At 61.8% G+C, this 20,912-nt stretch carries 16 protein-coding genes; 11 read left to right on the forward strand and 5 right to left on the reverse strand.

Annotated elements, in window-relative coordinates:
- The first annotated feature begins 276 nt into the window (after positions 1 to 276).
- Entirely contained in the window at positions 277 to 2,625 is a 2,349-nt protein-coding gene (locus BLQ55_RS08730; RefSeq protein WP_092253412.1) for a bifunctional acylase PvdQ, read from the forward strand.
- Positions 2,626 to 2,817: 192 nt separating this feature from the next.
- Here the strand turns inward: BLQ55_RS08730 and BLQ55_RS08735 are convergent, their stop codons facing one another.
- Both BLQ55_RS08735 and BLQ55_RS08740 read right to left on the reverse strand, forming a co-directional pair.
- A complete protein-coding gene (locus tag BLQ55_RS08735) occupies positions 2,818 to 3,819 on the reverse strand; it encodes a FecR family protein (RefSeq protein ID WP_092253414.1) in 1,002 nt (333 codons plus the stop codon).
- 309 nt (positions 3,820 to 4,128) lie between these two features.
- Positions 4,129 to 8,958 carry a dermonecrotic toxin domain-containing protein gene (locus tag BLQ55_RS08740; protein WP_092253416.1) on the reverse strand — a complete coding sequence of 1,610 codons (4,830 nt, stop codon included), beginning with the start codon at positions 8,956 to 8,958 and terminating at the stop codon, positions 4,129 to 4,131.
- Positions 8,959 to 9,166: 208 nt separating this feature from the next.
- Here BLQ55_RS08740 and BLQ55_RS08745 point away from each other — a divergent pair, with 208 nt between their 5' ends.
- Together BLQ55_RS08745 and BLQ55_RS08750 are read left to right on the forward strand one after the other, a co-directional pair.
- Entirely contained in the window at positions 9,167 to 10,198 is a 1,032-nt protein-coding gene (locus BLQ55_RS08745) for an Ldh family oxidoreductase (protein ID WP_092253418.1), read from the forward strand.
- A 98-nt stretch (positions 10,199 to 10,296) separates the two neighbouring features.
- Positions 10,297 to 11,010, forward strand: coding sequence for a GntR family transcriptional regulator (locus tag BLQ55_RS08750; RefSeq protein ID WP_003202123.1), 714 nt, complete (start codon positions 10,297 to 10,299; stop codon positions 11,008 to 11,010).
- A 281-nt stretch (positions 11,011 to 11,291) separates the two neighbouring features.
- Here BLQ55_RS08750 and BLQ55_RS08755 read toward each other — a convergent pair whose 3' ends face one another.
- The 3 genes from BLQ55_RS08755 to BLQ55_RS08765 form a co-directional block, all read right to left on the reverse strand.
- Positions 11,292 to 12,242, reverse strand: a complete 951-nt coding sequence (locus BLQ55_RS08755; protein ID WP_092199485.1) for a PDR/VanB family oxidoreductase — start codon at positions 12,240 to 12,242, stop codon at positions 11,292 to 11,294.
- A complete protein-coding gene (locus tag BLQ55_RS08760) occupies positions 12,239 to 13,324 on the reverse strand; it encodes an aromatic ring-hydroxylating oxygenase subunit alpha (protein WP_092253420.1) in 1,086 nt (361 codons plus the stop codon). Before BLQ55_RS08760 ends, BLQ55_RS08755 begins: the two co-directional genes overlap by 4 nt.
- 138 nt (positions 13,325 to 13,462) lie before the next feature.
- Complete coding sequence (locus BLQ55_RS08765) at positions 13,463 to 14,368, reverse strand: LysR substrate-binding domain-containing protein (RefSeq protein WP_092199995.1); 906 nt, start codon at positions 14,366 to 14,368, stop codon at positions 13,463 to 13,465.
- A 157-nt stretch (positions 14,369 to 14,525) separates the two neighbouring features.
- Between BLQ55_RS08765 and BLQ55_RS08770 the strand changes: the two genes are divergently transcribed.
- The 8 genes from BLQ55_RS08770 (at position 14,526) to BLQ55_RS08805 (ending at position 20,834) form a co-directional block, all read left to right on the forward strand.
- A complete protein-coding gene (locus BLQ55_RS08770; protein WP_092253422.1) occupies positions 14,526 to 15,650 on the forward strand; it encodes an NAD(P)/FAD-dependent oxidoreductase in 1,125 nt (374 codons plus the stop codon).
- The gene (locus tag BLQ55_RS08775; protein WP_092253424.1) at positions 15,640 to 15,969 is read left to right on the forward strand and encodes a (2Fe-2S)-binding protein; all 330 of its coding nucleotides are present in this window, start codon (positions 15,640 to 15,642) and stop codon (positions 15,967 to 15,969) included. Before BLQ55_RS08770 ends, BLQ55_RS08775 begins: the two co-directional genes overlap by 11 nt.
- On the forward strand, positions 15,962 to 17,335 hold the full coding sequence (locus BLQ55_RS08780; RefSeq protein WP_092199497.1) for an FAD/NAD(P)-dependent oxidoreductase: 1,374 nt from the start codon (positions 15,962 to 15,964) through the stop codon (positions 17,333 to 17,335). The genes BLQ55_RS08775 and BLQ55_RS08780 overlap by 8 nt, the downstream gene beginning before the upstream one ends.
- The gene (locus tag BLQ55_RS08785; RefSeq protein WP_092199500.1) at positions 17,332 to 17,682 is read left to right on the forward strand and encodes a RidA family protein; all 351 of its coding nucleotides are present in this window, start codon (positions 17,332 to 17,334) and stop codon (positions 17,680 to 17,682) included. Before BLQ55_RS08780 ends, BLQ55_RS08785 begins: the two co-directional genes overlap by 4 nt.
- Before the next feature lie 144 nt (positions 17,683 to 17,826).
- Positions 17,827 to 18,609, forward strand: coding sequence for an ABC transporter substrate-binding protein (locus tag BLQ55_RS08790; protein WP_092199503.1), 783 nt, complete (start codon positions 17,827 to 17,829; stop codon positions 18,607 to 18,609).
- A gap of 69 nt (positions 18,610 to 18,678) precedes the next feature.
- The gene (locus BLQ55_RS08795; RefSeq protein WP_092199506.1) at positions 18,679 to 19,104 is read left to right on the forward strand and encodes a GlcG/HbpS family heme-binding protein; all 426 of its coding nucleotides are present in this window, start codon (positions 18,679 to 18,681) and stop codon (positions 19,102 to 19,104) included.
- Positions 19,105 to 19,341: 237 nt separating this feature from the next.
- Positions 19,342 to 20,178 carry an AraC family transcriptional regulator gene (locus BLQ55_RS08800; protein ID WP_092253426.1) on the forward strand — a complete coding sequence of 279 codons (837 nt, stop codon included), beginning with the start codon at positions 19,342 to 19,344 and terminating at the stop codon, positions 20,176 to 20,178.
- Between the two features lie 53 nt (positions 20,179 to 20,231).
- Positions 20,232 to 20,834 carry a LysE family translocator gene (locus tag BLQ55_RS08805; RefSeq protein ID WP_092199512.1) on the forward strand — a complete coding sequence of 201 codons (603 nt, stop codon included), beginning with the start codon at positions 20,232 to 20,234 and terminating at the stop codon, positions 20,832 to 20,834.
- The last annotated feature ends 78 nt before the right edge of the window (positions 20,835 to 20,912 follow it).

Below are 20,912 nucleotides of genomic sequence, written 5' to 3' on the forward strand. Positions count from 1 at the left end.
AGATCAGAAAAGGTCACGAATGCTCTCCTGTAATAGGACGAACGAGGATGCGCAATCATGAGGGCGGTGATGTGAAAAAATTGCCCCTGCTTCGTCAAACCCCCGTATTCAAGCGGTGTGCGGTCATTAATTTTTTTTCATCCGGTTCGTTTTCAAGGTAGGCACATTCCGGCCCAGTATGCGGCGTGTGATTTCCCAGGCGGGCCGAGTGCTTGTCTACTGGCGCACCGGTAGCCGTCCTGGTTTCTGCAGTTTTCATCAGGAGTGAACGTGAGAATGTCCGGGCAGTTATCGAGGGTTGGCCTTGCAGGTGCTTTTCTAGGGATCGCCCTCGGGCTCAGCCCCGTGGTCAATGCACAGGACGATGGGCAGCAGGCCAGTGCCGAGATCCGTCGCACCCGTTTTGGCGTGCCACATATCCGGGCTCAGGACGAGCGTGGGCTGGGTTATGGCATCGGTTATGCCTATGCCCAGGACAATCTGTGCCTGCTGGCCAACGAGATCGTCACGGTCAATGCCCAGCGCTCGCGTTATTTCGGGCCCGAGCAGGTCACGGTCGAGCAGCGGCAGAACCGCGTCAGCGATCTGTTTTTCAGTTGGCTCAACACGCCGCAAGCGGTCTCCGGTTTCTGGCAGGCCCAGACGCCTCAAGTGCAACAACTGGTCGAAGGTTATGCGGCGGGCTACAACCGCGCGTTGGCCGAGCGCAAGGCCAAGGGCCTGCCCGAGCAGTGCGCCAGCGATTGGGTGCGGCCGATCACCGCGCTGGACCTGGTCAAATTGACCCGTCGGTTGTTGGTGGAAGGCGGCGTCGGCCAGTTCGCCGAAGCCCTGGCTGGCGCGCAACCGCCCCAGGCGACGGCCCTCGCGCACACCCCGGTCGCCGGTTTCGCCGCCGCCGCAACCCGGCAGCAGCGTTTTGCCCTGGAACGCGGCAGCAATGCCCTGGCCATCGGCAGTGAGCGTTCGTTCAACGGTCGCGGGATGCTGCTGGCGAACCCGCATTTCCCGTGGGTGGGCGGCATGCGTTTCTACCAGATGCACCTGACCATTCCCGGCAAGCTGGACGTCATGGGGGCGGCGCTGCCAGGCCTGCCGATGATCAATATCGGTTTCAGCCAGCACCTGGCCTGGACCCACACCGTCGACAGTTCCAAGCATTTCACCCTGTACCGGCTGCAGCTCGACCCGAAAGATCCGACCCGCTACCTGCTCGATGGCAAATCCGTGCCGATGAGCCAGCAGACGGTCGCGGTGGACATCAGGCAACCCGACGGCCAGGTGCAGACGGTTTCCCGCCTGGTCTATGGCTCGCAGTTCGGCCCGATCGTGCAATGGCCTGGCCGGCTGGACTGGGACAACCGGTTCGCCTACAGCCTGCGGGACGCGAACCTGGAAAACGATCGCGTGCTGGCCCAGTGGTACGCCATGAACAAGGCCGTCACCCTCAAGGATTTGCAGGACGCTGTCCATAAGATCCAAGGCATTCCCTGGGTCAATACCCTGGCGGTGGACGACCAGGGGCAAAGCCTCTACATGAACGTGTCGGTGGTGCCGAACGTCGACGCCGACAAACTGGAGCGGTGCAGCGATCCCAGGGCCGGATTGCAGCTGATCGTGTTGGATGGCAGTCGCAGCGAGTGTGCCTGGGGCAGCGATGCCAACGCCGTGCAAAAGGGCATTTATGCCGCCGACAAGCTCCCGCAGTTGCTGCGCCGCGATTACGTGCAGAACTCCAACGATTCGGCCTGGATGGTCAACCCCGCGCAGCCGTTGTCCGGTTTTTCCCCGGTGATCAGCCAGCAAGGCCAGCCGCTGGGCCTGCGGGCGCGGTTTGCGCTGGAACGGGTGGGCCAGTTGGCCAAGGACGGGCCGGTGAAGGTGGAGGATTTGCAGCGCATGGTCATGGACGATCAGGTTTACCTGGCTGACCAGGTGATGCCGGACCTGCTCGGCATTTGCGCCGGTGACCTGGGGGGCGATGCGTCGACATTGGCCGGGGCCTGTACCAGCCTCAAGGCCTGGGATCGCAAGGCCGGCCTGAACAGCGGTCTGGGGTTCGTGTACTTCCAGCAGATCATGGAACGGCTGCAGGCAGTGCCGGATTCATGGCGCGTTGCGTTCGATCCCAAAGACCCGCAACGCACCCCGCGTGGCCTGGCGATCGAGCGACCGCCGGTGCTCAAGGCTGTGCGCGAGGCCATGCTGGCTTCGGTGGAGGCGGTGAAGGTTGCGGGGTTGTCGAAGGACAGCCGATGGCAGGACCTCCAGGTGGCCAGCAGCGGCAGCCGACAGACGCCGATCCACGGCGGCCCCGGGGAGTTGGGCATCTATAACGCGATCCAGAGCGTGCCGGGGGCGAACGGCAAGCGGGAGGTGGTCAGCGGTACCAGCTACCTGCAAGTGGTGACGTTTGACGGTAAAGGTCCGCAAGCCCAGGGATTGTTGGCGTTCTCCATTTCCAGCGACCCCGCTTCACCGTATTCGGCCGACCAGACCCAGGCGTTTTCGCAGAAGCAGTGGAGTGTGCTGCCTTTCACCGAACAGCAGATCAAGGCCGATCCGCATTATCAGGCCGTGATTATCCGTGAGCGTGATGAGGCGGGCAGGGTGGCGACGCAGTAACCGCTGTTGTGCTTGCCGGCGTCATCGCGAGCAAGCTCGCTCCCACAGGGGCGTTGCGGCGTTCACATAACCTGAGTCCACCACACTGCCAATGTGGGAGCGAGCTTGCTCGCGATAGGGGCGGTACTTCAAGAACGAGTCAGGCTGATTCACCGCTATCGCGAGCAAGCTTTGCTCCTACAGGGGAGACTTTCAGTTATGGACCGGCCGCTGCCCGATGGGATTGAGCACCGGGTTGCCGTCCTTGTTCTGGGTCAGGTAGACCGGCAGGACTTTGGGTAACGAAGCCACGAGGTTCTGTACTTCGCTGATGTTGTAGACACCGCCGACACGCAGGCCGCCGGTGCTGTTGTCAGCGAGCATGACGGGACGCTCGAGGTAGCGGTTGATCAGCGGTAGCGCGTCGCTCAGGGCGAGGTCATCCAGCACCAGCTTGCCGTTGCGCCACGCCAGCGAGCTGTCGTTCGCGGCCGTCTCGCGGACTTGGGGCTGATAGTCGCCCGCCTTGTAGCTCGCCTGCATGCCCGGCGAAAGTTGCAGGCCGTTATGGGTGAGCGCCTGGTTGCTGGTGACCTTGACCGAGCCTTCCACCAGCGTGACCCGCACCTGGTCCTGGTACATCCAGACGTTGAAGCGAGTACCGGTCACACGCACCTGGCCTTGGCCCGCGCGCACGACAAACGGATGCTGTTTGTCATGGCTGACGTCAAAAAACACCTCGCCCTTTTCCAGGGTTACCCGGCGCTCGTGCTTGTAGTTGGCGAAGGTCAGCTCGCTGCCCAGGTTGAGTTCCACCTGGCTGCCGTCGCTCAGGGTGACATGGCGCACGCTCGTGCTGGCTTCGAACCGCTGGTAGGAATTGGCGATCCAGTCCAGGTTCCAGCCCGTGTAGGCGGCCAGGGGCAGGCCGACGACGAACACTGCGGCCGCCACAGCCAACCGGCTCCAGCGCGACCGGGGCCTGGACGCTGGAGTGGCGGCCATGGCCTCGACACGCGGCAGATGATCGGCAACATCCCAGATTTCCAGCATGGCTTGGTATTCGAAAGCATGCAGGGGATCGGCATCGTGCCACTGCTTGAATGCCTGCCGTTCGGCATCGGTGCAGTCGACGGCATGCAACCGCATGCACCAATGGGCTGCGGCATCGGTAATGGCGTCGTATTCGGCTTCCGAGAGGGTATGTTCGGTCATTGATTCGTCCTGGTTTGCCGCATTCTAACCTTCGGCATGAGCTGCCGAGAACTGCCGTCATGGCGTTTGCGCATCAATGAGCCTGTTTTTTCGCTCAAACAACAGTCGTAGCCTACCGTCGCATACTTTGCGTGAAAAAAAGATCAACACCCCTAGCGCCAGTCAGTCAAGCCCCAAACCCGTGGAGCAAAGCTTGCTCGCGATTGGGTGAGCCAGTCGACATGCCATTGACTGATCGGCCGCTATCGCGAGCAAGCTTTGCTCCCACGGGTTTTTGACTGGCATTAATCAACCCCCCTCTTGTGCAGCTCACGGCACGGCAAGTTGCCGGGAAGGACTCGCATCGAGTTGCCGTCCTAGTTCACAAATCAACAGTGTGAGCGAGTCGGCGTTGCGAAGTATGACGTCGATGCGCTTGCCCGGCAAAATCGGATCCAGAAAATCATCGCGGGCAATATCCATGGTTTTGGCGCCAGTGATCTTCAGGATCTCCCGGGTTGTTTCTTTGTACAAAGGCAGCAGCTCAAACTTCTTGTAGGTGTTGTCTGCGCTGTCCCAATGCATGAACAGTTTGGATTTTGGGGTGGTCAATGAAAGTCCGTTGAGTTGCAGGTCCTTTTGCTTGGCGTATTGCACTTGCCCTGGATGAGTCGCTGTTGAAATCAAGTCGAGGAATGGCAGTACCGCGTCCAGATAGATGATATCGAGGGTATCGAACAGCTGATGGGAGACTTCATGGATGAAGGTCGCTGCCTGGGCATGGGCGTCGACATTAAACGTATCGGGGACGACAGCCTTGTACCCATCCAATTCCATGTCGAAGAAGAACTGTGTGAGGTAGATTCTTCCAACGGCGGTCGGTTCGAGCACGAATGCAGTGGCTCTGTCCTCCAGATGTTTGAGGTGGCCGACAACGATGCGGTTCGCATTTTGCAGTTCCCAGGAAGGATCGGCCAAGGCCTGGCATATCGGCGAGATCGCCGTCTCTATTTTGCGGATAAGACTGGCGTCGACGCTGCTGACACCAAAAAACAATCTGAGGTAGTTGTCCAGTCGAGAGCCCGGAACAACCTGTTGCTTGAGTTGATGGAGGTTGTGAAGGGCATTGAACGAGTAGAACCGCGCGGTCTCCAGGGCCTGCACGATCGCATTTGCCCGATGCTGATATTTCCGGCGTATTTCCGTCATGCCTCGTGCTTCAATATTCAATGAGCCTTTGGCTTTGAAGTCGCTATAGGTGATGGCCATCTTCGAGCCGGCCTTGCCAAAGCGGATGGTTTGGCGTTGTGGGTCGATTTCCCATGTCCGGCCATCCGGGGACTTTTTCAAAAACGGTCCCTCGCCGTGTTCATGAATGATTCGCCAGTTTTGGCCGGCTTTTGCCACTTGAAAGACTTTGCCGGCCAAGGGGATATAAAGCCTGCCGTTTTCCATGGCCTTGTAAGTTCCATCAGCCAGGTTTTTTTGCAGGTTGGACAGGCTGACGCCCGTGGCTTCGAAGACGCCCAGGTCGGTACGCAGTTGGCCGGTGGAAGCGATGCTCTTCCAGTCGAGCGTCGACGGGGCGCTTGGCAAGGCGGGTTCAACGGGATCGAGCAGACCGAATGTATCGTCGCGATTGAGCAGGCCCAGCGAGACCATCTCGGCGGCGCCGGCGATGAAGTTGTGCAAGCCGGCTTTCCAGTCATGCGCTTGCAGGGCCTCGGAAGACGCCTTGAAGTCCTGGTAACTGTCCCACAGCGTTTCTATGAACGTCAGTTTGCCTGGCAACTGTCTTCCCACTAACCGGATGCCCGAGCTGAACAGGTGCAAGACGGTACTCCAGTCAAATTGACGCTTGTCCTGTGCCTGGGAACCCAACAGTTCTGCCAGCAACTTCGTGTTGTCATCGAACAGCGTGTCGAACAGGTTTGTGCGAACAGGGTTGGACCCCAGGGTGATTTCCGAAAGGCGCCCGAGTGTCGAAGCGAACAGGTTCTTGAAAATGGCTCGCTGATCCTCGGGAAGCCGGTGGACCAGCAGATCCTGGAGCGCGCCGGGCGTGTTGAAGGCCGCGACCACACTCGCTTCGTCCTTGAATTCGGTAAAGCAATGACCTGAGTGATAAGGGGCATACAGGACAAGGGGGTTGGCTACCTGGGCGTTCAAACCCACCAGGTAAAGCCCAAGGGCCTTGACCGCCGCCGCGCCGCCGGTCTTGATCAGTTCCACTGGGCGAAACACGGCGCTGGCGCCTTCGACCGCGCTACGGGCGATGGCGTCCGGCATGTCCAGTACCTGGCGAATCAGGTCGAATGCCTTGCTGGAGAGCTGTTGCTGCAGGTGCCGGGCGTGAGCATGTTGCAGCAGTTGCCAGGGGAGTTGTCGGCGGAACCGTCGCTTGCTTTGCAAGCCTGGCGCGGCAGAACCGGAAAGTTTCTCCACGACCTGTGCTTTATAGGCGGTGGAAATATCCAATGACGATAATATTTGCCTGACCGCCATCTCGTTCAAGCCGTCGGGCAGTTTGTGCGTGGAGGTTGACGAAATCTTGAAGCCGTTTCGGGTCACATCGACATGATGCAAGGCAAAGTCGGTCAACGCGCTGGCCGGCCCCACGACGGCAAGGTTCGGTGTGATCTGGAGGGTGTCGGGGTCGAGGTTTTTTCCAGGGAAACGTGCGTCCAGTAACGCTTTGAGCTTTTTATGCACGTAGGTGCGCAATGGCTCGATACCGTCGAGGTAGTCCTTGGCATCGGCATCGACCACGCTGTTCCTGTACTGCTCGAGCAGTTCGATATGCAGGCGTTGATCTTCCAGGGACGCCGTACCGAGCCAGGCGGGCAGTGTCTGTTGTCGCCTGTTGGCTCGGGCGATGTCCACGGCGCGCTTCAGATTGGTGGGCGCGCCTTTGGCCAGCAAGGCGTCGAGGCTGTTGCGCAGCGCCGATCCGCTGAGTTTCCAATCCCCGACCTTCAACGTGCTCAAGTAATTGCGCTCGCTCTTGAACTGTTCGATGAACGAATTCATCCGATTCACCAGCACATTATCTTCCAGCAGTTCATAGGCCTGGAGTTGGTAGCGTCCGTGGGGCAGGCGTTGAGCGGGCGCCAGGTTCGAGAGCCAGGCAAAGCGTTTTCGAGTGTCCAGCAGGTTTTTGTTCAATTGCTCCGTGGCCAGCTCGACGTTCGCAAAAGCCTGTAGGCCGTCGGTGGGGGACCAAAGGATGGCCATGCCCGAGTAGGGAGTATCCAGGCCGCCGCGCTCGGTCATTAAAAAACAGTTGGCCAGGCGTAGGGAAATCACGCGCTCCTCGGTACGGCATGTCAGCTTCAACGAATAGACATCTGGCTGAAAGCCTCTGACGCCCGGGCGCTGCGTGCGGTCCGGGTAGTCGGCGTCGTAGGCGAAAACGCTCCTGATCAAGTCATGGGCGGCGGCGGGTAGCGTTGCGTCACGTTCTCTGAGTTCGGCCTCGGCGCGCAGGCCCAGTGAGAAAACGTTGGTCAGTTCAGGCAGCAGCTTGTCCAGCCCGCTGTGCAGCGAGGCCGTGTTGGCGGGGGGCAGCTTGATGAAGTGGGTGTGAAAAGCGTCTTCGACATCGGTGTAGCTCTTGATCTTCCTTTCCAGTTGGTCGGCCATGAAGTTGGACGGTCGCAAGTCTCCGTAAAACGCCGGTCGTGTACCCCAATGCCCATCGGTTTTCTGATCCAGCAGGCTTTTGTTGATCAAGGTGCGGATATCCAGCGCCTTGTCGATGAGTGAGTGGAGGTTGACGTCGCCCTGGCGGGACATTTCCAACGCGTAGTGCAAGTTGTCCAGCTGTTTGGCAATGATCGCGTCTGCCAGGGATTCGGCCACTGGCAGGTTCACCGATTCGCCCGACACTTGCGGCTGGTCGAAGCGCAGAAAACGGTTGTGTTCTTCCAGGCTCAAGAGGTTGTAGAGCGCTTGCCCGGGCTTGACTGTGGCGGGGGGGTTAAACAGTGCATCCTTGAAGCCCAGGTAGTTCGCGACCTTCTGCAGACCATGGCTGGGGGTATAGAGATAATGATCCTTGCCGCTGATCATCAACGAACCCGCCAGTTCGACGAAACGCGGCGCATATTCCCAGAGGCGAATCGTTTCGATGAACAGCAGTGGCTCTTCCCGGCGCGAAGGCCTGAACAGTCGAAGCAACTCCTGGCTTTGGGCCTGGGTCAGTTGCCCTTTTTCACGTTCGATCAGGATCGCGGCCTGCAATGCGTCGCGAATGACGCGGGCAAGAAAGTGGCGGCGCGACAGGTGGAAGGGGCTGTTCGCCGCCCAGTAGGCATCGATGCATTGGCTGAGCTTGGGGATCAGGTTCCTGGCCGTGGCCTCGATGATGCCTTCCCATTGCTGCGCCGTGTGTGCGCTCGTGCCGGGGTGCGTCAGGTCGACGTCATGCCCGGCAGGCCAACCCTGATGGTGAAAGTACACCAGCACGGCGTCGCTCAGCGCAATGCTCTCGGTGACCGGGATCGCATGGGTAGCGCCCAGCGGGACACCCTTGCGCAAGGCGACGCGGGCCTGTCGTTGATCGAAGTCGGGAAGCCGCTCGTTCAAGGCCTGGTCAAGCATCGAGGTCAGTGTGGGCAGTTTGATCAGCTCATCCACCATGGCCAGGGCGTTGAGGCTCTGGGCGTATTCGATGGATTCGATCTGCGCCTTGAAAACGTCTTCGTCGATGATCTGGCTGGTTTGTGTGAGGTCGGTCGTGCTGTTCAGTTCGCTGCGCTGGGAAATCGACAGGTAGCGAAACAGATCGTCGCGCCCCGCGGCATCCTGCAGCATTTCATCGATCTTGTTTTCGAGGGCTTGCGGGTCGCTGAACCGGGTAATCCCCTTGTCCGGCGTGTAAAGGAACGCAGGCTTGAGGTCGGCTGCGTCGGTATCTGGCAGGACCTTGAGGGTAAAGCAGCCGGCCAATGGAATCGGCGCCTTGTTCTCGGCCTGGAGCAGGATCGTTTCGGCGGACATCGACGGCATCTGCGCCGCACGTTGCGCATGGCTGGGCAGGGAGACATGGTGCAACCAGTCGAGGTCGGCCTGGGTCAGCCCATGGGGAGCGGTCAATTCGTCCAGGCGAGTGGCGTTCAATACCTCGGGAAATAGCAGTGGCGTGGTTTCAGTGGTCATCGTTGATTCTCGATCAAGGCGCCGCGAATGGGGCGCAAGCGCTCAGACTAGGCAGCGATGGATGGGCAAGGGTGGTACATAGTTATTGCACGCCGGGCTTCTTCGATCGGCAGTGGAAGGATTGACAGTGCGCGCCTGAAACAGTGTTTAATCACCGGGCGGGTCCTTCACGCTGTTGCTACCTCCAACAATCATTCCGGAGCTTCAGATGTCTGCACCATCCGATCATGCCGCTTCTTGCACCCTGTCCTTCGATGCTCTGGTGAGCTTGCTGGAGAAGATTTTCCTGCGTCATGGCACGTCGACCGAAGTCGCCCGGTGCCTGGCTGAAAACTGCGCCGGGGCCGAGCGCGACGGTGCCCATAGCCATGGGGTGTTCCGCATCCCCGGTTATGTCTCGACGCTGAACAGCGGCTGGGTCAACGGCAAGGCCGTGCCGGTGGTCGAAGACGTGGCGTCAGGGTTCGTCGCGGTGGATGCCGGCAATGGCTTTGCCCAGCCAGCCCTGGCTGCTGCGCGGCCATTGCTGGTGGAAAAGGCCCGCAGCGCCGGTATCGCCGTCCTGGCCATTCGCAACTCCCATCACTTTGCGGCGCTCTGGCCGGATGTCGAGCCGTTTGCCTACGAAGGCCTGGTGGCGTTGAGCGTGGTCAACAGCATGACGTGTGTGGTGCCCCATGGCGCGGATCGTCCACTGTTCGGCACCAACCCCATTGCCTTCGCCGCACCACGGGCCGACGGTGAGCCGATTGTCTTCGACCTGGCCACCAGCGCCATTGCCCACGGTGACGTACAGATTGCTGCACGCAAGGGGGAGTTGTTGCCGCCGGGCATGGGCGTGGACAGCCTCGGCCAACCGACCCGCGACCCCAAGGCGATTCTCGAAGGCGGAGCGCTCCTGCCGTTCGGCGGGCATAAGGGCTCGGCGCTGTCGATGATGGTCGAGTTGCTGGCGGCGGCCCTGACCGGGGGTAACTTTTCCTTCGAGTTCGACTGGAGCAATCATCCGGGCGCCAAGACGCCGTGGACTGGCCAGTTGTTGATCGTGATCGACCCCAGCAAGTCAGCCGGGCAAGATTTCGCCGAACGCAGCCGGGAACTGGTCAGGCAGATGCATGGCGTCGGGCTGCGGCGGTTGCCGGGAGACCGTCGTCATCGCGAGCGCAGCAAGGCCAATGAGCAGGGGATTATCCTGGACGAGCAGACTTTGGCGCAGTTGCGGGAACTGGCGGGCATTTGAACCACCGGCTTTTATCAAGGCCTCGCCCCCGTGCCTCGCCGTGACACGTTGCGCCAAGCCTTCTACTATGAGGGCTTCTTTTCTCTGGAATCGCCTGGATGAGTAAGCCCGGCCAAACGGTGCTGGTTGCGCTGCGCAAGATGATCGCCTCGGGTGAGCTGGCCGCTGGCGAGCGCTTGATGGAAATTCCCACGGCTGAGTTGTTCGGCGTGTCGCGCATGCCGGTGCGCATGGCGTTCCGCACCCTGGAGCAGGAAGGGCTGCTGGTGCGCTTTGGCGGGCGAGGTTTTCAGGTGCGTTCGGTCAGTGCCGAGCAAATCGCCGGGGCTGTGGAGGTACGTGGCGTGCTGGAGGGCCTGGCGGCACGGCAGACGGCCGAGCATGGCTTGTCTGAAGAAGCGCGCGCGATACTCGAGCAATGCCTGGTGCAGGGGGATGAACTGTTCGCCAAAGGTTATGTGACCGAGGATGACCTGGAGGTCTATCACGACCTCAACATGCGCTTTCATCAGGTGATCGTCGAAGGCAGCCACAACCCGGCGATCGCCGACGCCTTGGCTCGCAACGATCATCTGCCTTTCGCTTCAGTCACCGCCTTGGCGGTGGATCGCCAGAACATGGCCGGCGAGTTTCGCCGTTTCAACTATGCCCACATGCAACACCATTCGGTGTTCGACGCACTGATCAATCGCCAGAGCGGCCGTGCCGAGGCGATCATGCGCGAGCATGCCAATGCGACGCTGCGTTACGCCGAAGTGTTCGGCTCGACGCTGGCTGACGAGCGGATGACGGTGATTCTGCGTTCGGAGTAATTCGCCCGGTCGCAGGCAACGGCAGAATTTCCTCTTGCCCAGATCCCTTGTGGGAGCGAGCTTGCTCGCGATAGCGGTATATCAGTCGCCATCAATGTTGCTGAGCCGACGCCATCGCGAGCAGGCTCGCTCCCACAGTTGTTTTGGGGTGGCCCCAGGATTCGCATACGCCACAGCTCTCCTGTGGGAGCGAGCTCGCTCGCGATAGCGGTGTGTCAGTCGCCACCAATGCTGCTGAGCCGGCGCCATCGCGAGCAAGCTCGCTCCCACAGTGTTCTGCGTTAGAGATCCAGCACCAGCACCGGCGTCTTCGACCTGGAGCAGCACGGTGTGAACTGGTCGTTGCAGGCCTGTTCGGCCTCGGTCAGGAACATGTCCCGATGCTCCGGCACGCCTTCCAGCACGCGGGTCAGGCAAGTGCCGCACACGCCTTGTTCGCAGGAGATCGGGATCTCGATGCCATGGCTCTCCAGCACCTGCACCACGCTGCGGTCCGCCGGTACCTCGAAGACCTGGCCTGTGCGGGCGAGCTTGACTGAAAAGCTGCCGTCGGCACGGGTGTCGGTAGGGGCGGCGGCGAAGTATTCGCGGTGCAGGCGGTCTTCCTGCCAACCCTGGTCCTTGGCGGTCTCGAGGATGTGCTGCATGAAACCACCGGGCCCGCACACGTAGAGGTGCAGGTCGTTATCGGGGGCGGCCAGCACCCTGGCGGCGTCCAGCAGGGTTTCTGGTTCTTCATCGAAATGCAGGAACACCCGGTCAGCGTAAGGGGCCTGGCGCAGGCGTTCGACAAAGGCAGCACGGTCTCGGGAGCGGGCGCAGTAATGCAGCTCGAACGCTGCACCGCTCTGGGCCAGGTGCTCGGCCATGCACAGGATCGGCGTAATGCCGATGCCTCCGGCAAACAGCAGGCTGCGCCGGGCGTGGGGGGCGAGCGCGAACAGGTTGCGTGGTTCGCTGATGTGCAAGCGCATGCCTGGCTGGATCAGCTCATGCAGGCTGCGCGAACCACCGCGGGACGCCGGGTCCTTGAGCACGCCTATGAGGTAGCGATGCCGTTCCTCGGGATGATTGCACAGCGAGTATTGGCGAATCAGCCCGTCGGGCAAGTGCACATCGATGTGGGCACCAGCGGTGAAGGCCGGCAACGGCGCGCCGTCGACGCGGGTCAACTCGTAGCTGCAGATATCGAGGGCTTCGCGGTGTCGCGCCGTGACCTGGACTTCGATCATGGCCGTTGCTCCGCCAGATGTGGCTGTTGGCTGCTGGCGATCAAGCCGGCTTGAGGCTCGCGCTCCCGTGCGATCCAACGCTCCAGCACCCGCCGGGACTGCACGCCGCCCGCATCGATGTTGAGCTTGAGCAAGTTGCGTTGCGGGTGGTCCAGCAGGTTGCGTTGCTGGCGTTCGAGCATTTCCAGGTCTTCGCTGAAAATCTTGCCTTGGCCTTCGCGAATGGATGCGGTGAGGGCTTCATCCTGCGGCTGGAAGTGCCGGGCCATGCCCCAGAAATACCAGATCGAGGTCTCGGTTTCCGGTGTGATGAAATCCACCACGATGCTCGACGCCTTGAATTGCGGCGCGGCGTGATAACCGCCGTTGCCGGCATGGGCCACGCCCACTTCGATCAGCACATGGCTGGGCGGGGTGAAGCGGCAGATCTGCCAGCGGTCCACCGGCACGTCATCGGCCAGGTTGTTGCCGCGCAGGGCCATGCGCCAGAACGGCGGGGCCATGATGTTTTCCATATGGCGGGCGGTGACCACTTCATCGCCTTCGACGGTGGTCACTGGCGGCGCCTCATCGATTTCCTTCTGGCCGATGCTCGAGGCGTGGACGTAGGTTTCGTGGGTCAGGTCCATCAGGTTGTCGATCATCAGGCGATAGTCGCACTGGATGTGGAACAGGCCGCCGCCGTAGGCCCATTCATCGCTTTCAGCCCATTCCAGATGATGGATCAGTGCCGGGTCGGCCAGCGCCTGGTCACCGGGCCAGACCCAGATGAAGCCATACCGTTCCTGCACCGCGAAGGTCTTGTTGCAGGGGAATCCCCGTACCCGTTGCCCCGGCATCTCGACGGTCTTGCCATCACCGCCCATCACCAAGCCGTGATAGCCGCACACCAGGTTGCCATTTTCGACATAGCCCAGGGACAGCGGGGCGCCGCGATGGGGGCAGAAGTCTTCCACGGCCGCGATCCTACCTTGATGGCCCCGGTAAAAAACCATCTTTTCACCGCAAATCTGCCGGCCCAGGGGTTTGTCGGCGATTTCATCGGGGGTGCAGGCAACGTACCAGGCGTTCTTGGGGTACATGACGGATCTCCAGGCGGATGTTGTTCTTGTCTGTGGATCCATTAACTCTCTTAACTAATTTCTTTGTCAACGGTTTTGCTGGATAAGTGGATGATTGGCTTGTTCAGTGGATCCATTGGCTGCCGTTTTGCGACAGCGTCAGAACCGGTAGGCCGCCGGCACCTGCGCTTCGATGAATCGCTTCATGTGCTCCAGGAAGCTGGCTTGCAGCCTGGAAACCGGCCCCTGGATGGGCAGGAGCATGCTGAAGTCCATTTCTATCGCCGGTTCGAAAGCCCGGAAGACGATGCCCTGGCCGCGGTACTCGACGGCACTGATGGCGTCCACCAACGCCACGCCCAAACCTTGTTCGACGAATGCGCACATGGGCAGCGAGAGTTGGGTTTCCAGCCGCAGTTCTCGGTCTACGCCGTGGGCGGCGAAGATCGCATCGATGTGTTGGCGCGAGGCAATCGACTGCGGGTAGGAAATGAACGGTTCGCCTTGCAAGTCTTCCGGGCGGATCGTCGCCTGGCCCTGCAAGCGATGGCCAGCGGGCAGGGCGCAGAGCATGCGCGTTGCCAACAGTTTTTCGGCGCGGGGGCTTGGGTACGTGTTAGGCAATACGATCAGGCCCAGGTCGCAGCGTTGCCCCACCACCAGGTCCACCACTTCCCGGGACGAATGCACCACCAGCGAGATCTGTACCTGATCGTGTTCGGCCATGAACGCGGCAATCGCCCGGGGCACGAATGACAGGCCCATGGCCGGTGCGCAGGCAATGTGCAGCGAACCGCGCTTGAGCGTGCGGATGTCCTGGGCGGTGCGCGCAATGCGTTCCACGCCCAGCAACGAACGTTGCACTTCCTGATACAGCGTCATGGCCTCGGCGGTGGGTTGCAGCCGTCCCTTGACCCGGTCGAACAGGCTGAAACCGATGTCCTCTTCCAGGCTGGCGATCAGCCGGGTCGCCGCCGGTTGTGAGATGTGCAGCATTTCGGCGGCGCGGGTCACGGTCTGGCCCAGGATGACGGCGCGAAAGGCTTCCAACTGACGGAGATTCATGGTGCGGACCAACCCATAACAAAAAGACATGAGGTTGCCAAAATAAAGCATTTTTCAAGGCGTTGTCATCGCCCTAGGATCGACGCAAAGCACTTGAACCAGCCATGGGCCGACGCCTGACTGAATCATCGGCGCCGAAAACAGCGATCCGAAAGCCATGCTAAAAACTGATGTCATTGTCGTAGGGGGTGGCCTGGTGGGCATGTCCATCGCCTATGGACTGGCTTTGCTCGGGCGCCAGGTGAGCGTGCTCGACGAGGGCGATGACGCTATTCGCGCCGCCCGGGGCAACTTTGGTTTGCTCTGGGTCCAGGGCAAGGGCTACCGCATGAGTCCGTATGCCCGGTGGACGCGGGAATCGGTGGCGCTCTGGCCTCGGTTTGCCGCGGCGTTGCAAGCCGATACCGGCATCGACATTCATCTGCGCCAACGGGGTGGCTTCCAGTTGTGCCTGAGCGACGCGGAAATGGCCGAAGAAAGCCGTCGACTGGGTTGGCTGCGCGATGCCTTTGCCGGCGACTACCCCTTTGAACAGCTGGACGCCGCGCAACTGCGGGCGCGCTTGCCCGGCATCGGGCCGGATGTGGTGGGCGGCTGCTTTTCGCCCATGGACGGTCACGTCAACCCGCTCAAGCTGCTGCGCTCGCTTTTTGCCGCCTGCCAGTCTCGCGGGGTCAGGCTCATCAACGGCCATCATGTCGATGCGATCGATGCGGTTGCCAAGGGTTTCGAGCTGCGGGCCGGAGCGCAGCGCTGGTCTGCCCGCCAGGTCGTGCTGGCCGCCGGCCTTGGCAATCGGGCGCTGGGGGGCATGGTGGGGTTGGATGTACCGGTGCAGCCGAACCGTGGCCAGATCCTGGTCACCGAACGGCTCGAGCCATTTCTGCATTACCCCACCACCTATGTCCGCCAGACCGACGAGGGCACGCTGCAACTGGGGGATTCTCACGAGTCGACGGGCTTGGATGATGGCACCGGCAGCCAGGTCATGGCCGCCATTGCACGGCGCGCGGTGCAGTGCTTCCCGCGCTTGGGCCAGGTACGACTGGTGCGGGCCTGGGGGGCGCTGCGGGTGATGAGTGCCGATGGCTTTCCCATCTACGAAACGCCGCCAAGCTGCCCGGGGCTGTCGATTGTCAGCTGCCACAGCGGCGTGACGCTGGCTGCTGCCCATGCCTTGCGCCTGGCGCCGTGGATCGCCGGCGAATTCGATGATTCGGCGGTGAAGCCATTCGGGCTGCAACGTTTCAACCTGCAAACAGAGGCGCGCCATGTCGGCTGACAGTCTGTTCCGGCCATTGGCCTCGGAAGATCACACCGTGCAAATCGAATTCGAAGGCACGCCCTTCACGGTACCCGCCGAGGTATCCCTGGCGGCGGCGCTGCTGGGTTGCGGCATCCGACACACCCGCGAGAGCGCCATCAACGGCCGCCCCGGCGCGCCTTATTGCATGATGGGGGTGTGCTTCGAGTGCCTGGTGGAGGTGAACGGATACGCCAATACCCAGGCCTGCCTGGTGCCGGTGCGTGCCGGCATGCGCGTGCGTCGTCAACGCGGGGCCGTTTGCCTGGCACCGTGGGAGGAGGGCGGCGATGAGTAACGCGGTCATCGATCTGATCGTCATCGGCGCTGGCCCGGCGGGAATGAGTGCTGCGCTCGAAGCCAGGAGCCACGGCCTGTCGGTGGTCGTGCTGGATGAGCAGGCCAGTCCAGGCGGGCAGATTTATCGCCAGGTGCTCCAGGCTGACGCACATCGCCGTGCCGTATTGGGTGATGACTACGGGGCCGGGGCGACATTGGCCACCGACTTTCTGCGCTGCGGTGCTCGCTATCTGCCCAATGCGGCCATCTGGCAGGTGACGCCGCAGCGCCAGGTGCATTACCTGGTCGAGGGGCGCGCCGAAGTCCTGCAAGGGCGCCACCTGTTGATTGCCACGGGGGCTTTCGAACGGCCGATGCCGATTCCTGGCTGGACCTTGCCGGGCGTCATGACCGCTGGCGCCGGGCAGATCCTGCTCAAAGGCGCGGCCATGGTGCCGGCCACGCCCGTGGTACTGGCCGGGTGTGGTCCATTGCTTTACCTGCTGGCAGTGCAATACCTGCGTGCCGGCATCGTCATTGAAGCGCTGGTGGATACCAGCCACCGAAGCGATCTGCTGCGGGCCTGGCGACACATTCCCGCTGCGTTGCGCGGTTGGCGCGACCTGCTCAAAGGGCTGGGGCTGCTGACGGAACTCAAGCGGGCTGGCGTCCGGCATTTTCACGGTGCGCGCAACCTGAAGATTGAAGGCGCGGATCGGGCCTGCGCCTTGAGCTTCGACAGCCAAGGCCGTTCGCAGCGCATTCGCGCCGATTTGATCCTGCTGCATCAAGGCGTGGTGCCGAACACCCAGGTCAGTTGGTCATTGCGCCTGGAGCATGATTGGAGCGAGCAGCAGCTGTGCTGGATGACCCGCCGTGACCAATGGGGTGAAAGCAGCACGCCGGGCATTTTCATCGCCGGTGACGGTGGCGCCATCGGCGGAGCCCAGGTGGCGAGACTGGAAGGACGCCTGGCCGCGTTGGCCATCGCCGGCCAGCAGGCGCAGGCGCGGCCCCTGCAATACGCACTACGCCGCGCCCGCGCCGCACGGCCGCTGCTCGACACCCTGTATCGCCCCCAGGTCGGCCATCGTATCCCCGCCGACGACGTCACCGTGTGCCGCTGCGAAGAAGTCAGCGCCGGGGACATCCGCCGTTACGTCGACCTGGGTTGCCTGGGGCCCAACCAGGCCAAGGCCTTCGGCCGTTGCGGCATGGGCCCGTGCCAGGGGCGCCAGTGTGGTCTGAGCGTCACCGAAATCATCGCCGAACGCCGCCACGTCTCACCCATCGAGGTGGGCTACTACCGCATCCGTTCGCCCCTCAAACCCATCACGCTCGCCCAATTGGCTGGCGAGCGTCTCTCTGTCGAGGAACCCTCATGAGTATTCAACGCATCGAAAGCAACCCACGCCTGAGCCGCAGCGTCGTGCACAACGGCGTGGCCTGGCTCAGTGGTGTCGTCGCCGCCGATTGCAGCCAGGACATCCAGGGCCAGACCCGCCAGGTGTTGCAGCGGGTCGATGAGCTGCTGGCCGCGTCCGGCAGCGACAAACACAGGCTGCTCAGTGTGCAGATCTGGATGAAAGACATGGCCCGGGATTTCGCTGCGATGAACGCGTTGTGGAGTGACTGGGTCGATGCCGCGCACACCCCGGCGCGGGCCACCGCCCAAGTGGCCTTCGACGATCCCGAGATTTTGCTGGAGTTGATTGTCACGGCGGCGGTCTGAGGCCGCCGGCCGGATCACCGTTGTGCTGTCACCGGGCAGGCGACCGCCAGAGTCGCCGTCCGGGCTTGTTCACATTGCTGCTGCCATAACGGGCGACTTCTGTAGAGCGCCCGAACTCAATAACATCGCACCTGGAGCAAATGAATGAACGTTAAACGCATTGCCCTGAAACTGGGTTTCATCTCTCTGCTGGCCTTCGGCGCGAGCCTGCAAGCCGCCGAATCATCGTTGCGTATCGGCATTGAGGCGGCTTACCCGCCATTCGCCTCGAAAACCCCGGATAACGCCATCGTCGGTTTCGACTATGACATCGGCCAGGCATTGTGCGCCGAGATGAAGGTCCGCTGTGTCTGGCAGGAGCAAGAGTTCGATGGCTTGATCCCGGCGCTGAAGGTGAAGAAGGTCGACGCGGTGATTTCGTCTATGTCGATCACCCCGGAGCGCTTGAAGTCGGTGGATTTCACCGACCGCTACTACCGGATCCCGGCGCGCCTGGTGTTCCGCAAGGGCAGTGGTATCAGCGACATCCCGGCACAACTCAAGGGCAAGCGGATCGGTGTGCAGCGGGCGACCAACTTCGATCGCTATGTCACCGATCACTTTGCCCCGGCGGGTGCCGAAGTAGTGCGCTATGGTTCGCAGAATGAAATTTTCCTCGACCTGTTGGGCGGACGCCTGGATGCGACCATGGCCAGTTCGGTGGTGATCGATGAAAGCCTGCTCAAGCGTCCCGAGGGCAAGGATTTTGAGTTTGTCGGGCCCAATTTCACCGAAGAACAATACTTCGGCACGGGTATCGGCATTGCGGTACGCAAGAACGATGCGCTGGCGGGCCGCTTCAATCAGGCACTGGCGACCATTCGCGCCAACGGCACCTACGACAGGATTCGCCAGAAGTACTTCGATTTCGATATCTACGGTGAATGACGTTCGAGGCTGTTTTTTGGCCCGCAGGTCTAGCCTGCGGGCTTCCTGTGGCACAGCACGGAGTGATCCATGAAAAGCAAAGCCGTACTCACTGAACAGGATGTCGCGCAGTTGCTGGTGGCGGCCAAGGAACTGGCGCACCAGCGCCAATGGGCCGTTTCGGTCTGCGTGGTGGACGACGGTGGCCATCCCCTCGGGCTGTTGCGCCTGGACGATGCCTCGCCGTTATCGGCCTATATCGCTACCGAAAAAGCCCGCACGGCCGCCATGGGCCGGCGCGACAGCAAGGTTTTCGAAGACATGATCAATGGTGGTCGCTACGCGTTTCTCAGCGCTCCGCACCTGCAGGGCATGCTTGAAGGTGGGGTGACGATCCGTCATGACGGTCAATGCATCGGCGCCATTGGCGTGTCCGGGGTCAAGGCCGAGCAAGACGCCGAATTGGCCAGACTGGCGGTGGAGGCGGTGCTGCCCGCGATCACCCCGGATGCCTGAGACGGCCATAAACCTGTGGGAAGGGGGCTTTGCAGGGGAATGCGATTTTGTGAGCACCACAAGAAAAGGTGGGAGCGAGCTTGCTCGCGATAGCGGTAGGTCAGTCGCCCCGTGTATCTACAGGCTGAGCGCCTTCGCGAGCAAGCCCGCTCCCCACAGGGTTTGCACAAATCTTCCAGACACACGCCCCATCAGCAGTTACTCTGTCAAGAGCACATTCGTTAAACGGGGCAGGGCATGACAGCGCGCAACTGGATCGATCTCAAGCAGGACGCCACGTCCGGTATCGAGACCGTGCGCGCGCATTTCGAGGGGCATGCCTATGATCCCCACTGGCATGACAGCTACCTGGTGGGCGTGACCGAGCAGGGGGTGCAACAGTTCCATTGCCGTCGCCAGCAGCACAACAGCACGCCGGGCAAGGTATTCCTGCTCGAGCCCGGCGAGTTGCATGACGGCAACGCGCCCCACGACCACGGCTTTACCTACCGCACGTTGTACCTGGAACCCCAATGGCTGGAGCGTGAGTTGCGTTCCTTGTTCGACGGGGCGCCGGACAACGCCCAATTGGGATTCGCCGCCACCCTGACCGACGATGCGCGGCTGGCGAGTGCCACGGCCTTGGCCTTCCAGAGCCTGCATGAGCAGGAAATCCGCATCGTGCGCCAGACGGCCCTTGATACCTTGTTGGCCAACCTGACCCAACACCTGCATTGGCGGGCGCGGATCAACCCGGATCCGCGGTTGCCATTGGTGGCGCAGCAGGCCCGGGATTATCTGCACAGTCACCTGAGCGACGACATCGGTCTGGACGATCTGGCGCAGGTCACCGGTGTGGATCGTTTTCGCCTGAGCCGTGCATTCAAGGCGGCTTTCGGCCTGGCCCCCCATGCCTATCTGATCCAATTGCGCCTGGCCCGTGCGCGGCGCTTGCTGGCTTCTGGCGAGAGTGCCGGGGCGGTGGCGGCCATGCTCGGTTTTGCCGACCAGAGCCACTTGGGGCGCTGGTTCCAGCGTGCCTATCGCCTGAGCCCGGCGGACTACCGCAAGCGCTGCTCAATTGTTCCAGACTGAGCGGGCCTTCGTGGGGATGATCGAGTGACGATCATTCACCGAGAAGTTGCTCCATGGACCAGTTGCTGCCGTTTGCCTTGTTCGCCTTTGTCGCCTCCATCACCCCGGGCCCGACCAATATCCTGGTGCTGAGCCATAGCTCGCGCTTTGGCCTGGCCACCACCTTGCCGATCATCCTGGGGGCCTGCGCCGCGGCGGCTTTGCTGGTGTTGCTGGTGGGCACCGGATTGGGCGACGTGCTGGCGCGCCACGCCACGCTGCAGACCGTGCTTTCATGGGCCGGCATTGCCTGGTTGAGCTGGATGGCCTGGCAGATTTTCCGCGCCCCGGCCCAGGCCATCGACCCGGACCGTCCGGTTGAGGGCCCGCGACTGGGCCTGGCGGGGGCCGCCGGGTTGCAATTGGTGAACCCCAAGACCTGGATGATGGCGCTGGCGGTGGTCAGCGTGTTTGCCGGCGCCGAGGCCGACCGGACGATCCGGGTCCTTTGGTTGTCCCTGGCATTTTTCGCGATCTCCATTCCCTGCATGACCGTCTGGGCCTACCTGGGCCTGGGGGCCGCCAGGTTCTGTCGCTCAGCCGTGGCGATGGGACGCTTCAATCGCAGCATGGCGGTGTTGTTGCTGGCGTCGGCGTGGTTGACGCTGGTGGTGTAGCCGTTTGCCAGGCTCCGCGCCGCGCAACCCCTTGCAACGGTTGGACAGTTTCAAAAGACAGCCATTTCTTGGAGCATC

The sequence above is a fragment of the Pseudomonas sp. NFACC13-1 genome, assembly GCF_900104425.1.
Classification (GTDB): Bacteria; Pseudomonadota; Gammaproteobacteria; order Pseudomonadales; family Pseudomonadaceae; genus Aquipseudomonas; species Aquipseudomonas fluorescens_AA.

Bases quoted from the DNA above. Each gene is read 5' to 3' on its own strand.
- BLQ55_RS08730 (WP_092253412.1), top strand. From the start codon at position 277: ATGTCCGGGCAGTTATCGAGGGTTGGCCTTGCAGGTGCTTTTCTAGGG.
- BLQ55_RS08735 (WP_092253414.1), bottom strand. From the start codon at position 3,819: ATGACCGAACATACCCTCTCGGAAGCCGAATACGACGCCATTACCGAT.
- BLQ55_RS08740 (WP_092253416.1), bottom strand. From the start codon at position 8,958: ATGACCACTGAAACCACGCCACTGCTATTTCCCGAGGTATTGAACGCC.
- BLQ55_RS08745 (WP_092253418.1), top strand. From the start codon at position 9,167: ATGTCTGCACCATCCGATCATGCCGCTTCTTGCACCCTGTCCTTCGAT.
- BLQ55_RS08750 (WP_003202123.1), top strand. From the start codon at position 10,297: ATGAGTAAGCCCGGCCAAACGGTGCTGGTTGCGCTGCGCAAGATGATC.
- BLQ55_RS08755 (WP_092199485.1), bottom strand. From the start codon at position 12,242: ATGATCGAAGTCCAGGTCACGGCGCGACACCGCGAAGCCCTCGATATC.
- BLQ55_RS08760 (WP_092253420.1), bottom strand. From the start codon at position 13,324: ATGTACCCCAAGAACGCCTGGTACGTTGCCTGCACCCCCGATGAAATC.
- BLQ55_RS08765 (WP_092199995.1), bottom strand. From the start codon at position 14,368: ATGAATCTCCGTCAGTTGGAAGCCTTTCGCGCCGTCATCCTGGGCCAG.
- BLQ55_RS08770 (WP_092253422.1), top strand. From the start codon at position 14,526: ATGCTAAAAACTGATGTCATTGTCGTAGGGGGTGGCCTGGTGGGCATG.
- BLQ55_RS08775 (WP_092253424.1), top strand. From the start codon at position 15,640: ATGTCGGCTGACAGTCTGTTCCGGCCATTGGCCTCGGAAGATCACACC.
- BLQ55_RS08780 (WP_092199497.1), top strand. From the start codon at position 15,962: ATGAGTAACGCGGTCATCGATCTGATCGTCATCGGCGCTGGCCCGGCG.
- BLQ55_RS08785 (WP_092199500.1), top strand. From the start codon at position 17,332: ATGAGTATTCAACGCATCGAAAGCAACCCACGCCTGAGCCGCAGCGTC.
- BLQ55_RS08790 (WP_092199503.1), top strand. From the start codon at position 17,827: ATGAACGTTAAACGCATTGCCCTGAAACTGGGTTTCATCTCTCTGCTG.
- BLQ55_RS08795 (WP_092199506.1), top strand. From the start codon at position 18,679: ATGAAAAGCAAAGCCGTACTCACTGAACAGGATGTCGCGCAGTTGCTG.
- BLQ55_RS08800 (WP_092253426.1), top strand. From the start codon at position 19,342: ATGACAGCGCGCAACTGGATCGATCTCAAGCAGGACGCCACGTCCGGT.
- BLQ55_RS08805 (WP_092199512.1), top strand. From the start codon at position 20,232: ATGGACCAGTTGCTGCCGTTTGCCTTGTTCGCCTTTGTCGCCTCCATC.